12 protein-coding genes are annotated in these 13017 nt (G+C 65.0%); 8 read left to right on the top strand and 4 right to left on the bottom strand.

Translation table 11 applies throughout. The annotated features are described in order from the left end of the window. Positions 1–75: 75 nt before the first annotated feature. Together ACZ9C1_RS21730 and ACZ9C1_RS21725 are read right to left on the bottom strand one after the other, a co-directional pair. Entirely contained in the window at positions 76–1728 is a 1653-nt protein-coding gene (locus tag ACZ9C1_RS21730; RefSeq protein WP_102684168.1) for an acyl-CoA dehydrogenase family protein, read from the bottom strand. A gap of 99 nt (positions 1729–1827) precedes the next feature. Next, positions 1828–3819, bottom strand: a complete 1992-nt coding sequence (locus ACZ9C1_RS21725) for a sensor histidine kinase (RefSeq protein WP_277502664.1) — start codon at positions 3817–3819, stop codon at positions 1828–1830. Between the two features lie 265 nt (positions 3820–4084). Between ACZ9C1_RS21725 and ACZ9C1_RS21720 the strand changes: the two genes are divergently transcribed. The 8 genes from ACZ9C1_RS21720 (at position 4085) to lnt (ending at position 11603) form a co-directional block, all read left to right on the top strand. Then, complete coding sequence (locus ACZ9C1_RS21720) at positions 4085–4882, top strand: hydroxymethylpyrimidine/phosphomethylpyrimidine kinase (RefSeq protein ID WP_102684169.1); 798 nt, start codon at positions 4085–4087, stop codon at positions 4880–4882. A 14-nt stretch (positions 4883–4896) separates the two neighbouring features. Next, complete coding sequence (thiE, locus tag ACZ9C1_RS21715) at positions 4897–5520, top strand: thiamine phosphate synthase (RefSeq protein WP_277502662.1); 624 nt, start codon at positions 4897–4899, stop codon at positions 5518–5520. Between the two features lie 17 nt (positions 5521–5537). Beyond that, complete coding sequence (gene hemL, locus ACZ9C1_RS21710; RefSeq protein ID WP_277502661.1) at positions 5538–6821, top strand: glutamate-1-semialdehyde 2,1-aminomutase; 1284 nt, start codon at positions 5538–5540, stop codon at positions 6819–6821. Positions 6822–7020: 199 nt separating this feature from the next. After that, a complete protein-coding gene (locus ACZ9C1_RS21705) occupies positions 7021–7566 on the top strand; it encodes a tetratricopeptide repeat protein (RefSeq protein WP_102684172.1) in 546 nt (181 codons plus the stop codon). A gap of 180 nt (positions 7567–7746) precedes the next feature. After that, positions 7747–8745: a PhoH family protein gene (locus ACZ9C1_RS21700; RefSeq protein ID WP_139668302.1), complete on the top strand. Its 999-nt coding sequence runs from the start codon at positions 7747–7749 to the stop codon at positions 8743–8745. Next, positions 8738–9211, top strand: coding sequence for an rRNA maturation RNase YbeY (ybeY, locus tag ACZ9C1_RS21695; protein ID WP_023630353.1), 474 nt, complete (start codon positions 8738–8740; stop codon positions 9209–9211). Before ACZ9C1_RS21700 ends, ybeY begins: the two co-directional genes overlap by 8 nt. A gap of 26 nt (positions 9212–9237) precedes the next feature. Continuing rightward, the gene (locus tag ACZ9C1_RS21690) at positions 9238–10077 is read left to right on the top strand and encodes an HlyC/CorC family transporter (protein WP_023630352.1); all 840 of its coding nucleotides are present in this window, start codon (positions 9238–9240) and stop codon (positions 10075–10077) included. Between the two features lie 8 nt (positions 10078–10085). Continuing rightward, the gene (gene lnt, locus ACZ9C1_RS21685) at positions 10086–11603 is read left to right on the top strand and encodes an apolipoprotein N-acyltransferase (protein WP_476254359.1); all 1518 of its coding nucleotides are present in this window, start codon (positions 10086–10088) and stop codon (positions 11601–11603) included. A gap of 32 nt (positions 11604–11635) precedes the next feature. Here the strand turns inward: lnt and ACZ9C1_RS21680 are convergent, their stop codons facing one another. Then, positions 11636–12397: a YdcF family protein gene (locus ACZ9C1_RS21680; protein WP_102684176.1), complete on the bottom strand. Its 762-nt coding sequence runs from the start codon at positions 12395–12397 to the stop codon at positions 11636–11638. Between the two features lie 123 nt (positions 12398–12520). Continuing rightward, the gene (locus tag ACZ9C1_RS21675) at positions 12521–12835 is read right to left on the bottom strand and encodes a hypothetical protein (RefSeq protein WP_046857271.1); all 315 of its coding nucleotides are present in this window, start codon (positions 12833–12835) and stop codon (positions 12521–12523) included. Positions 12836–13017: the final 182 nt, after the last annotated feature.

Genomic DNA, 13017 nt, shown 5'->3' with positions numbered 1-13017 from the left:
TGGGCTTCCTGTCTTATGGAATGCATGACAACCATCTTGCCTGCGTTGCAGGGTAAAAACACCCCCGCGATGGCGTTATCCGGCCCACACCGGCGTGGCCCTGGCTACCAGTGCCGCAGCATCAACCCCGCGCGGCAATGCGCCGTACACGCGACCACCGCCGCCCAGCCGACTGCCGATGAACGCGTCGCTCACCGTGGCGTTGCCCGCCTCCAGCAACAGCTTGGCCTGCAACGCCACGGCAATGTCCTCGGTCAGTTGCCGGGCGCGATACTGGATATCGCCGGTATCGGCGAACGCGCCCTTGAGGTTGCCGATGAACGCCGCCAGGCGTGGGTCGCCATGCCCGTCCCCCAGCTCGGTAAACAGCGCCTCCAGCACACCCGGCTCCTTCGACAAGGCGCGCAGCACGTCCAGGCACTGCACATTGCCCGAGCCCTCCCAGGTCGAGTTGACCGGCGCCTCGCGGTACAGCCGCGGCAGGATGCTGTCCTCGACGTAGCCGGCACCGCCCAGGCACTCGGCGGCCTCGTTGATCATCCCGGGGGCGCGCTTGCAGATCCAGTACTTGCCCACGGCCGTCACCAGGCGGGCGAAATGTGCCTGCTGCGGGTCGTCGAGCCGATCAAGCGCCTGGCCCATGCGCAGGCTCAGGGCCAATGCGGCCTCGCTTTCCAGGGCAAGGTCGGCAAGCACGTTCTGCATCAAGGGCTGCTCGGCCAGCACGCGCCCACCGACCTTGCGGTGGGCACAGTGATGCGCGGCCTGGGTCAGGGCCTGGCGCATCAATGCGCTGGAGCCGACCATGCAGTCGAAGCGGGTCATGGCCACCATTTCGATGATGGTCGGCACGCCGCGCCCCTCCTCGCCCACCATCCACGCCAGGGCGCCACGGAACTCCACTTCGCTGGAGGCGTTGGAACAGTTGCCCAGTTTGTTTTTCAGGCGCTGGATATAGAACTGATTGCGGTTGTCGTCAGGGCGGTGCCGAGGCAACAGGAAGCAGCTCAGGCCCTTGTCGGTCTGCGCCAGGGTGAGGAAGGCATCGCACATGGGTGCCGAGCAGAACCATTTGTGCCCCACCAGTTCATAGGGCTGGCCTGCACCGGGCGCGCCGACTGGGTAAGCGCGGGTGGTGTTGGCGCGCACGTCGGTACCGCCCTGTTTTTCAGTCATGGCCATGCCGAGGGTGACACCAGCCTTGTGCCGGTCGCCGACGTTGCGCGGGTCGTACTCACGGGCAAGGACCTTCGGCAGCCAGTAGCCGGCCAGCTCAGGCTGCAGCCGCAGGGCCGGCACGGCAGCGAAGGTCATGGTCAGCGGGCAGCCGGTACCGGCCTCGGCCTGGCTGTGCAGGTAGGTCATCGCGGCCCGCGCCACGTGGGCACCGTCCCGTGGCTCGGCCCACGGCAGCGAGGGCAAGCCGTGCTCGACGGCGGTACGCATCAACTGGTGATACGCGGGGTGGAACTCCACCAGGTCGATGCGGTGGCCATAGCGGTCATGGCTGCTGAACTCGGGCTTGTGGGCATTGGCCAGGAAACCCGCCGTCATCAGCGGCCCACCGGCCAGGGCACCGTAGGCATCGATCCGCGACTCGGCCCAGCCGGCGCCGAAACGCCGCGACCACTCCTGCAAGGGCTGGTCTAGGCGGTAGAGGTTGGCACCGTCGAGGGACGGCGGCTGGTTGGTGACTTCGTGGGTTTCAGCGAACTGGTGCAGGTTCATCGGGGCCTCCTGGATCCGCTCATGGCTGGATAACCCAGTGAAGCACCGCGGGCCGGTCAGTCAAAGTGACAAAACGGACTACATCGGGGGCACCTCTGTTCAGAAGCGGTCCAGGCTCGAGGCGGCACGGGCCGGTGGAGCCTGCACCTGTGCCACCATCAGGGGCAGCGTCAGCTCGAACCGACTGCCCAGCCCCTGCGTGGACTCATGGGACAACGTGGCCCCGATCAACTCGCTCAACTGGCGGCAGATGGACAGGCCAATCCCCAATCCGCCATAGCGCCGGGTCATCGAACCGTCCACCTGGAAGAAGCGCTGGTACAGCACCGCCTGATCCAGGTCGTCGAAGCCGATGCCGCTGTCACTGACCGTGAGGCTCAGGGCCAGGCTGTCAGGTCCGGTTCGCCGGCCACGGGCCTGCACGGTGACACCGCCCTGGTGGGTGAACTTCAGCCCGTTGTCCACCAGGCACGCCAGGCAGCGGGCGAGCTTCTGTGCATCGCCGACCAGGCTGTCGGGCAGGTCGGCGGGGATGTCCAGGCTCAGGTACAGGCCCTTGGCCAGCGCCTGGCTGGCATAACCGGCCCGCAGTTCCTGAAGCAGCCGCCGCAGGCTGAACGCCATGCCATGGTTACGCAGGCGCCCGGCCTGCAGCTCGGTGAGGATGAGGATATCGTCGACCATCGCCATCATGTCCTGGGCTGACCCCCTGGCGGTGCGATGATACTGGGCCTGCTCGGCGCTCATGGGCAGGGTGTGCAGCAGTTCCAGCGAACCGATCACGCCGTTCATCGGCGTGCGCAACTCGTGGGTCACGGTGGCGAGGAACTCGTCCTTGAGCCGGTTGCTGCGGGCCAGTTGCAGGTTCAGTTGCTCCAGGGTGCGTCCGGTGTCACGCAGGGTCTGCGCCTGCTGCTCGCGCAAGCTGTTGATGCGGTCGGCCAGGGCCAGCGACAACAGCGCCACCTCCAGCGCCGCGCCAAGCTGGCTGGCGTACATGGTGATGAACACGTTGGGCAGGTGCCCAAGCACCATCAAGGTGTTGACCAGCCCGCCGACGAGGAAGGCCGTCCAGGCGATGATGAACCAGCGCGCAACGCGCAAGCCGCGCCACCAGGCATACAACCCCGCACTGAAGATGCTCACGGTGAACAACAGTGCCAGCAGCGTGGCCATGCGCAGCGCCACGCCGTAACGCAGGGTCACCGCCAGCACCATCACCAGCGCACCACCTGCCATCAACCCCTTCAGCAGGCGGTCGAGGCCACGGCTGAGGTTGCCCAGTTGCAGGAAATGGCGGGCGAACTGGCAGCCGAACAACCCGGCGGCGCCGATGAACAATGGCGTGGCGGCATTTGCCCACCAGGGGTTGTCCGGCCAGAAGTAGGCGATGCCGGCACCGTTGACCGAAACCTGGTACAGGCCGAACGAGGCAATGTAGAGGATGTAGTACAGGTAGCTGACATCACGCACGCTGAGGTACAGGAACAAGTTGTAAACCAGCATTACCAGCAGCACGCCGTAGATCATGCCCAGCACGTAAAGACGCGTGGGCTGGTCTTCCAGATAGGCCTGGGCCGACCACAATGTCAGCGGCGCCTGGATCGAACCCTGGCTGTGCAGGCGCAGGTAGACGGTCGTCGCCTGGCCGGGGTGCAGCGGCAGCTCGAACAGGTAGTTGTTCTGGCGGATCTGCCGGCTGGCATAGGGCAAGGCATCACCTGTGCGCTGGGCCAGGCGATAGGTGCCCTGCGCGTCCGGCAGATAGAGTTCCAGATGATCCAGCGGCGGGTAGGCAAGCTCCAGCAACCACTGGCGTGGTGCTGGCGAAGATGTGGCTGAATAGGCGAGATCGACACGGAGCCAGAAAACGGAGGTCGAATAGCCGGCGTTGAGCACCTCGTCGTGATGGGCATGGAAGCGTCCGGCGAATGCGGCGGTACTGACCTGGGCGATGCTGGCGCTGCCATCGTGGTCTTCATAGACCTGCATGTAGCGGCCCAGCGGCAAGCGCCCGGTGGAGTCGTCGAATTCGACCGCTCCGGCAAGCAGGGGCAAGCAGCCCAGAAGCACAATCAGCAAATAGCGCATACAGCCCCAGCATGGCCTGTCCGGTCGCGTCGCGGTTGCCTCCCTTCCCTTTGAGACGACGTGATCCGGCAGAACCCGTTCATCGAGTTATCCGAGCACTCTAGCATAGCCTCCAGCACTGCTCGGCAGCTACTGAGATTTTCAATGCAGAGGCTCTAGGACGCACGTTTCAGAATATCCAACAAAACCAACCTGACCACTTGATCAGCAATTCTCTCGCCGCGACCGAACCGCACAAAAAGGTTTGGTGATAAGCTCGCCGACCATGAATACCTACAGCTCCCGCCCCGTTGTCCTCTGTCTCTCCGGCCACGACCCCAGTGGTGGCGCCGGGCTGCAGGCAGATATCGAAGCCCTGATCGCCCAGGGTTGTCACGCCGCACCCGCCGTGACCGCCCTGACCGTGCAGGATACCGTCAACGTTTCCGACTTCCGCGTGCTTGACCGCGAGTGGGTGCTGGCCCAGGCCAACGCCGTGCTGGCCGACTCCCCGGTAGCCGCGGTGAAGCTGGGCATGCTCGGCTCGATCGAGATGGTCGACACCGTCGCCGAACTGCTGTCCGCCCACCCGCACCTGCCTCTGGTCTGCGACCCCGTTCTGCGCGCCGGTGGCGGTGGTCGCCTGGGCAAGGACGAAGTCGGCTACGCGTTGCGCGAACGCCTGCTGCCGCTGGCCACCATCGCCACGCCGAACCTGCCGGAAGCACGCATTCTGGCGGAACTGCCCGAAGGCACCGCGGACGAGTGCGCCGAGAAATTGCTGCCGTTCTGTAGACACCTGTTGATTACCGGCGGTCACGGCGACGAGGTGGAAATCCACAACCGCCTGTATAGCCGCGACGGTCAGCAGCACACCTGGACCTGCCAACGCCTGCCGGGGAGCTACCACGGCTCGGGCTGCACCCTGGCCAGCGCCCTTGCCGGCCGCCTGGCTCTCGGCGAAGCATTGACCAGCGCCGTGCGCAGCGCCTTGGACTACACCTGGCGCACCCTGCGCGACGCAGAACAGCTGGGCAAGGGCCAGTACGTGCCGCGCCGCCTGCCCCTGGATTTCTGTTCCTGACACGAGGCCCTCCGATGAAGCTCCGCGGTCTGTACGCGATCACCGACAGCCAGCTGCTGGCCGGCCGTTTCCTCTCCCACGTTGAAGCGGCGCTGGAAGGTGGCGTTCGCCTGTTGCAATACCGCGACAAGAGCGACGATACCGCCCACAGACTGCGCGAGGCAGAAGCGTTGAAGACGCTGTGTGAGCGTTACGGCACCGAGCTGATCATCAACGACGACGCCGAACTGGCGGCCCGCCTGGGCGTTGGCGTGCACCTCGGCCAGACCGATGGCCCGCTCACACCGGCCCGCGCCTTGCTCGGCCGCGAGGCGATCATCGGTTCGACCTGCCACGCCAGCCTGGACCTCGCGCGGCAGGCCGCCAGCGAAGGCGCCAGCTATGTCGCCTTCGGCCGCTTCTTCAATTCCGTCACCAAACCGGGCGCGCCCGCCGCCAGCGTCGAACTGCTGGAGCAGGCCCGCGCCCAGGTCAAGCTGCCGATCGCGGTGATCGGCGGCATCACCCTCGACAACGCCGCCCCGCTGGTTGCCCATGGCGCCGACTTGCTGGCGGTTATCCACGGCCTGTTCGGTGCCGACAGCGCGCAGGAAGTCACCCGCCGCGCCCGCGCCTTCAACGCCCTGTTCGCTTGCTGATTTCGAGAGAAGATCCCATGTCCCGTTCCGAAGCCCTGTTCGCCCAAGCCCAGAAACACATCCCCGGTGGCGTCAACTCGCCGGTTCGCGCCTTCAAGAGCGTCGGTGGCACTCCGCTGTTCTTCAAGCACGCCGAAGGCGCCTACGTCATCGATGAAGACGACAAGCGCTACGTCGACTATGTCGGTTCCTGGGGCCCGATGATCCTCGGCCATGCCCATCCGGACGTGCTGGACTCCGTACGCAAGCAGTTGGAGCACGGTTTGTCCTACGGCGCGCCGACCGCCATGGAAACCGAGATGGCCGACCTGGTCTGCTCGATCGTGCCGTCGATGGAGATGGTGCGCATGGTCAGCTCCGGCACCGAAGCGACCATGAGCGCCATCCGCCTGGCCCGTGGCTACACCGGCCGTGACGCCATCATCAAGTTCGAAGGCTGCTACCACGGTCACTCCGACAGCCTGCTGGTCAAGGCCGGCTCCGGCCTGCTGACCCAGGGCGTGCCAAGCTCGGCCGGTGTGCCGGCGGACTTCGCCAAGCACACCCTGACCCTGCCGTTCAACGACATCGCCGCCGTCGAGAAGACCCTGGCCGACGTCGGCCAGACCGTGGCCTGCATCATCGTCGAGCCAGTGGCCGGCAACATGAACTGCGTGCCGCCGGCGCCGGGCTTCCTCGAAGGCCTGCGCGCATTGTGCGACAAGCACGGCGTGGTACTGATCTTCGACGAGGTGATGACCGGCTTCCGCGTTTCTCTCGGCGGTGCCCAGGGCCACTACGGCATCACCCCCGACCTGTCGACCTTCGGCAAGATCGTCGGCGGTGGCATGCCGGTCGGCTGCTTCGGCGGCAAGCGCGAAATCATGGGCTGCATCGCCCCGCTGGGCCCGGTCTACCAGGCCGGCACCCTGTCGGGCAATCCGCTGGCCATGGCCGCCGGTCTGACCACCCTGAAGCTGATCAGCCGCCCGGGCTTCCATGACGAGCTGAGTGCCTTCACCAGCCGCATGCTCGATGGCCTGCAACAGCGTGCCGATGCCGTGGGTATCCCGTTCGTCACCACTCAGGCGGGCGCCATGTTCGGCCTGTACTTCAGCGGCGCCGACGATATCGTCACCTTCGACGACGTGATGGCCAGCGATGCCGAACGCTTCAAGCGCTTCTTCCACCTGATGCTCGAAGGCGGCGTGTACCTGGCGCCAAGCGCCTTCGAAGCGGGTTTCACCTCCATTGCCCATGGCGACAAGGAGCTGCAGATCACCTTGGATGCGGCCGAGCGGGCATTTGCCAAGCTGAAGTAAGGGTGTTCCTGTCTCGGCCTGATCGCGGCCTTGCCCCACGATCAGGCCGGGCCAAGCAAGCCTGTGAACCCCATCACAACCCGCTACGTCCCATCCGGCTGTAGAAATTCGCGTAAATCTTTGTAAGGTAGGCGCTGCTTATCCCATAATGTGCCACCAGAGACATTGGCCGTAGCTTTGCAGAGGTAAGTCGATCCCCATGAACCGCACCGGCCGCGCCCTTACCCTGGGCTGCCTGTTGCTTCTTCAGCCCCTGCTGGCCTTGGCGGAGGGCGGTAATTCGTTGCTGATTCCAGCGACGGGCCGCTGCGCCCTCGATACCGCGCCCGAAGACCTGCCCAATGCCCTGAAGGCCTGCGAGCAGACCGCTCAGTCAGGGGATGCCGAAGCGCAGTACGAGCTGGGCGAGTTCTACTACAGCGGCACACCGCGCCAACTCGACAACGCGCTCAAGTGGTTCGAGAAAGCCTCGCTGCAAGGCCAGGCGCAGGCACAATACCGTCTTGGCTCGATGTTCTTCCACGGTGAAGGGGTCAAGGCCAACAACGTGCAAGCCTACATCCTGCTCAAGATCGCCGCGGTCAACGGTGCCGAAGACGCCCTGGACATGGCCGACGAAGTCACCGAACAGATGCCCCGCGACGAGCTCGAGCACGCTACCCAGGTACTCGGCCAGATCTTCCGCAAATACCTGCTGGAACTGCAGAACGCCGAAGGGCGCACACCTTTCTCTCCTCTTCCCTGAACCGTTGCCCGGCCCGGCGCTGGCCCCGGCATCATCGATTCGTCAACTTGCCCTGCCATGCTTTGACGCACGGATCGGACGCTTCCCAGCGACCCTTGATCGTTTCAGTGCTTTCGCCACTGCCACTCAAGGGTTATTCTTGAGTTCACATTCATTGCCGTCGAGCGGCTAAAAACGACCTTGAACGCACCCATACAACCCCATCGCTTTATCCTCGAGCCCTTCGAGGCCCATCGCTTCGCCAACCTGTGCGGCCAGTTCGACGAGCACCTGCGCCTGATCGAACAACGCCTGGCCATCGAGATCCGCAACCGCGGCAATCAGTTCGAACTGATCGGCGAGCCCAAGACCACCTCCGCCGCCGAGCAACTGCTGCGCCGCCTCTATCGCGAAGCCAAGGCGAACGAGCTGTCACCGGAAACGGTGCACCTCTATCTCCAGGAGTCGACGATCGAGAACATCGAGAATCCGGCCGTCAACGAAGTCAGCGTCTCGCTGCGCACGCGCAAGGGCAATATCCGCCCGCGCGGCGTCAACCAGCAGCGCTACGTCAAGGAAATCCTGGCCAACGACATCAACTTCGGCATCGGCCCGGCCGGTACCGGCAAGACGTACCTGGCCGTGGCCTGCGCGGTCGATGCGCTGGAGCGTGAACAGGTGCGCCGCATCCTGCTGGTGCGCCCGGCGGTCGAGGCTGGCGAAAAGCTCGGCTTCCTGCCCGGCGACCTGGCCCAGAAGATCGACCCGTACCTGCGCCCGCTCTACGACGCGCTCTACGAGATGCTTGGCTTCGAGCACGTGGCCAAGCTGATTGAGCGCCAGGTGATCGAGATCGCGCCGCTGGCCTACATGCGCGGCCGCACCCTGAACAACAGCTTCATCATCCTCGACGAGAGCCAGAACACCACGCTCGAACAGATGAAGATGTTCCTCACCCGCATCGGCTTCGGCTCGACCGCGGTGATCACCGGTGACATCACCCAGGTCGACCTGCCCCGCGGCACCAAGTCGGGCCTGGCCCATGTGATCGAGGTGCTCAAGGACGTGCCAGGCATCAGCTTCACCCATTTCCAGCCCAAGGACGTGGTACGCCACCCGTTGGTGCAGCGTATCGTCGAAGCCTACGACCGCTTCGAAGCCCGTCAGTCCAAGCCCGAGGCACCCGGCAAAGATGCTTGAACTCGATCTGCAACGGGCCACGGACGCCGCTGCCCCCGATGACGCCGCCTTCCGCCGCTGGTGCGAACTTGCCCTGCGCCAGCGCAGCGCCGACTCGGAAATGACCATCCGCCTGGTCGACGCCGCCGAAGGTCGCGAGCTGAACCACACCTACCGGCACAAGGACTACGCCACCAACGTGCTGTCCTTCCCCGCCGACGTCCCCGACGAGCTGCTCGACATCCCGCTGTTGGGCGACCTGGTGATCTGCGTGCCGGTGGTCGAGCGCGAGGCCGCCGAACAGGGCAAGTCCCTGGAGGCGCACTGGGCGCACCTGGTCATCCACGGCTGCCTGCACCTGCTCGGCTACGACCACATCGAAGACGATGAAGCCGAGGAAATGGAAGCGCTGGAACGGCAATTGCTGGCGGAACTGGGTCACCCGGACCCTTACGCCGACGACGAAACCGAAACAATCACACACTGATACTGCAAGGATCACGAGTAACCGCCATGAGCGAAGACCGATCGAGCAACGGGCAGAAGTCCTGGTTGGGTAAGCTGACCCAGGCTTTTGCCCATGAGCCGAAAAACCGCCAGGAGCTCCTTGAGCTGCTGCGCGAAGCCCATCAGAACAAACTGCTCGACAGCGAAGCGCTGACCATCGTCGAAGGCGCCATCCAGGTCGCCGACCTGCAGGTACGCGACATCATGGTGCCGCGCTCGCAGATGATCAGCATCAAGGCCAACCAGTCGCCCCGCGAGTTCCTGCCGGCAGTGATCGATGCCGCGCACTCGCGCTACCCGGTGATTGGCGAGAGCCACGACGATGTGCTCGGCATTCTGCTCGCCAAGGACCTGCTGCCGCTGATCCTCAAGGAGAATGGCGACAGCTTCAACATCAAGGACCTGCTGCGCCCGGCCACCTTCGTGCCCGAGTCCAAGCGCCTGAACGTGCTGCTGCGCGAGTTCCGCGCCAACCACAACCACATGGCCATCGTCATCGACGAATACGGCGGCGTGGCGGGGCTGGTGACCATCGAGGACGTGCTCGAGCAGATCGTCGGCGATATCGAGGACGAGCATGACGTCGAGGAAGACAGCTACATCAAGCCGCTGCCCAGCGGCGACTTCCTGGTCAAGGCACTGACCCCGATCGAGAACTTCAACGAGTTCTTCGACAGCGAATTCTCCGATGACGAGTTCGACACGGTCGGCGGCCTGGTGATGAGTGCGTTCGGCCATTTGCCCAAACGTAACGAAACCACCGAGATCGGCGGCTACCGCTTCCGCATTCTCAATGCCGACAGCCGCCGGATACACTTGCTGCGCCTGACACCGATCAACCGTTAAGGACGAACATGCGCTGGATCACCCGCCCCGGCTGGCCCGGTAACCTGCTGGCCATGGCGGCCGGCGCCTCCACCCTGCTGGCCCTGGCCCCCTTCGACATCTGGCCGCTGGCCCTGCTGTCCATCGCGCTGTTCTATGCCGGGCTGCGCGAGCTGAGCCCGCGACAGGCCCTGGGCCGGGGCTGGTGCTTCGGCTTCGGCCTCTACGGCGCCGGCACCTGGTGGATCTACGTCAGCATGAACACCTACGGCGGCGCCTCGCCGCTGCTGGCGATCCTGCTGCTGCTGGCATTCTTCGCCTGCCTGGCTTTCTTCTTCGCCTTGCCCGCCTGGCTCTGGGCACGCTGGCTGCGTCGCGACGAGGCGCCGCTGGCAGACGCCTTGTGCTTTGCCGCCCTGTGGTTGCTGCAGGAGGCCTTCCGGGGCTGGTTCCTCACCGGCTTTCCTTGGCTCTACGCAGGCTACAGCCAGCTCGACGGCCCACTGGCGGGCCTGGCGCCGCTGGGCGGCGTGTGGCTGATCTCGTTCGCCCTGGCGCTTACCGCCGCCTTGCTGTGCAACCTCCATCGCCTGCGCCAGCGCCGCTCGTTCCTGGCCGTTGGTGCGGTGCTGCTGGTGGCGCCATGGATCATCGGCCTGGCCCTGAAGGATCACGTCTGGACCAAGCCGGCAGGTGATCCGCTGAAGGTCGCGGCCCTGCAAGGCAACGTCGAGCAGGACCTGAAGTGGGACCCGGCGCATGTCGATGCGCAACTGGCGCTGTACCGCGACATGAGCTTCAGCTCCAGGCCCGTCGACCTGCTGGTTTGGCCGGAAACCGCCGTGCCGGTGCTCAAGGACCAGGCCCAGGGCTACATCGACATGATGGGCAACTTTGCCGCCGAGAGGCACTCGGCACTCATCACCGGCGTGCCGGTGCGGCAGATGGTCCACCACCAGCGCCGCTACTTCAACGGCATCACCGTGACCGGCGAGGGCGACGGCACCTACCTCAAGCAGAAGCTGGTGCCCTTCGGTGAATACGTTCCATTGCAGGACATGCTGCGCGGCCTGATCGAGTTCTTCAATTTGCCAATGTCGGATTTCGCCCGTGGTCCCGAGGACCAGCCATTGCTGCAGGCCAAGGGTTACCAGATCGCTCCGTACATTTGCTACGAAGTGGTCTATCCCGAATTCGCCGCAAGCCTGGCCGCACGCAGCGACCTGCTGCTGACCATCAGCAACGACACCTGGTTCGGCACCTCGATCGGCCCGCTGCAGCACCTGCAGATGGCTCAGATGCGCGCGCTGGAGGCCGGCCGCTGGATGATCCGCGCCACCAACAACGGTGTGACCGCGCTGATCGACCCGTTCGGCAGGACCACCGCGCAGGTCCCGCAGTTCCAGCGTGCGGTCCTGTACGGCGAGGTGGTGCCGATGCAGCAACTGACGCCGTACCTGCAATGGCGCTCGTGGCCGCTGGCGATCGTCTGCGTGCTGCTGGTGGGCTGGGCCTTGCTGGCCGGGCGCATCGCACGCACCGTCTGAAGCATCCCTTGGGCCGCGTAGCGGCCCAAGTCTTAGTAGAACAGGCGATACCCCACTAACCCCGCCGCCTCGTTGAGCAACTGCCCGCTCTGCCACATTGCCCGGTTTTCCGGCAGCAACCCCGCGAACGGCCGCGCATGATCGCGCCCCAGGAACCCCACCGGCGCCGGCACCACTTCGAACCCGGCCCGCTCGAAACTCCAGCGCGAGCGCTGCATGTGCCAGGCCTGCGTCACCACCACCACCCGCTTGATACCCAGCGGTTGCAACACCTTGGCGCTGAACTCGGCGTTTTCCCAGGTGGTGTGGCTGGCTTCCTCCTTCCAGGAAACCTTTACGCCAAAGTCCGCCTCCAGGCGGTCAGCCATCAGTTGGGCCTCACTGGGCGGCGTGCCATAGTGCAAGCCACCGCTGGTCAGCACCGGCAGCCCTGAGGCCTTGGCCAGTTGCGCGGCGTAGCGCATGCGCTCGAGGGCAACATAGGTTGGCTGATCAAGGCCACCCCAGGCCGGATCGCCGCGCTCCCGTCCGGCGCCCAGGACCACGATGGCGTCGGCCCTGGATGCCAGGCCTGCCCACCCCTCGAGCGCCAACGCAGGTTCTGTTTCAAGGGTTCGGGCAACTTGCTCGACCGTCAGTGGCAAGCTCATCAGCCACAAGCCACCCAGCCCCAGGGTGAAACAGGCCGCGGCCAGGCGCGGACGGCGCCGGCGCCACCACCAGGCGGCCAGCAGCAACAGGAACAGGACGCCAGGCGGCATCAACCATTGTTTGATGAAAAAGCGGATCGGCATCACACACCTCCATGGAAGGCGTGCAGCCTAAGAGGATCGGCACCGGGCCTCAAGGGCAACCGGCGCCGATCGATGCGTGCATTGCGAAAACCGGCGCGTCGTCGCGCCTGCAACCCTGAACGGCTATCGGGACGGCAATGTCCTGGAGCTGGCTGGGGCGCCGGGGCGCCTGCGGTCCTTGAGCCAGACAATCCTGGCCGAGGACGGCTCCGGTTGCGGGTAGGCACCGGCACTGGCAAATCGGCCTTCCGGGAGGGATTCCAGGTAGGCTTTGATCACCTCGAACTCGGCATGGCTCAGGCCACGCAATTCCAGTTCGGCAGGCATCTCGTCGCGCAATCGCACGGAGGTTCTGGCCACTTCCAGTGCCAGGCCCAAACGGTCGATCAAGCGCTCGTAAAGCTCCGGTTTGCTTGCGGTTAGTTGCGACTCTCCCATCCGTTCACCTCATTGAAGGTAAGAATATCTCCCCCCACAGATGAGCTTAGCGTCACTCGTAAAAGCGGCCGGGCGCCGCGACCAACGGCCCGCGCGGCGGGCGATGCAATCAGGGTTTCCCACGATGCGCGGCGCTCATGTATGCTACGGCGTTCACTCTTGCAGATCCCGGAGTGCCGGAC

This window comes from Pseudomonas sp. TE21435 (genome assembly GCF_056279265.1).
Note: the sequence above shows the minus strand (reverse complement) of the source record. Positions and strands in the feature narration are given on the sequence as shown.

Excerpts from the sequence above, each read along its gene's own strand:
- ACZ9C1_RS21730 (WP_102684168.1), bottom strand. The coding sequence starts at position 1,728 with ATGAACCTGCACCAGTTCGCTGAAACCCACGAAGTCACCAACCAGCCG.
- ACZ9C1_RS21725 (WP_277502664.1), bottom strand. The coding sequence starts at position 3,819 with ATGCGCTATTTGCTGATTGTGCTTCTGGGCTGCTTGCCCCTGCTTGCC.
- ACZ9C1_RS21720 (WP_102684169.1), top strand. The coding sequence starts at position 4,085 with ATGAATACCTACAGCTCCCGCCCCGTTGTCCTCTGTCTCTCCGGCCAC.
- thiE (WP_277502662.1), top strand. The coding sequence starts at position 4,897 with ATGAAGCTCCGCGGTCTGTACGCGATCACCGACAGCCAGCTGCTGGCC.
- hemL (WP_277502661.1), top strand. The coding sequence starts at position 5,538 with ATGTCCCGTTCCGAAGCCCTGTTCGCCCAAGCCCAGAAACACATCCCC.
- ACZ9C1_RS21705 (WP_102684172.1), top strand. The coding sequence starts at position 7,021 with ATGAACCGCACCGGCCGCGCCCTTACCCTGGGCTGCCTGTTGCTTCTT.
- ybeY (WP_023630353.1), top strand. The coding sequence starts at position 8,738 with ATGCTTGAACTCGATCTGCAACGGGCCACGGACGCCGCTGCCCCCGAT.
- ACZ9C1_RS21690 (WP_023630352.1), top strand. The coding sequence starts at position 9,238 with ATGAGCGAAGACCGATCGAGCAACGGGCAGAAGTCCTGGTTGGGTAAG.
- lnt (WP_476254359.1), top strand. The coding sequence starts at position 10,086 with ATGCGCTGGATCACCCGCCCCGGCTGGCCCGGTAACCTGCTGGCCATG.
- ACZ9C1_RS21680 (WP_102684176.1), bottom strand. The coding sequence starts at position 12,397 with ATGCCGATCCGCTTTTTCATCAAACAATGGTTGATGCCGCCTGGCGTC.
- ACZ9C1_RS21675 (WP_046857271.1), bottom strand. The coding sequence starts at position 12,835 with ATGGGAGAGTCGCAACTAACCGCAAGCAAACCGGAGCTTTACGAGCGC.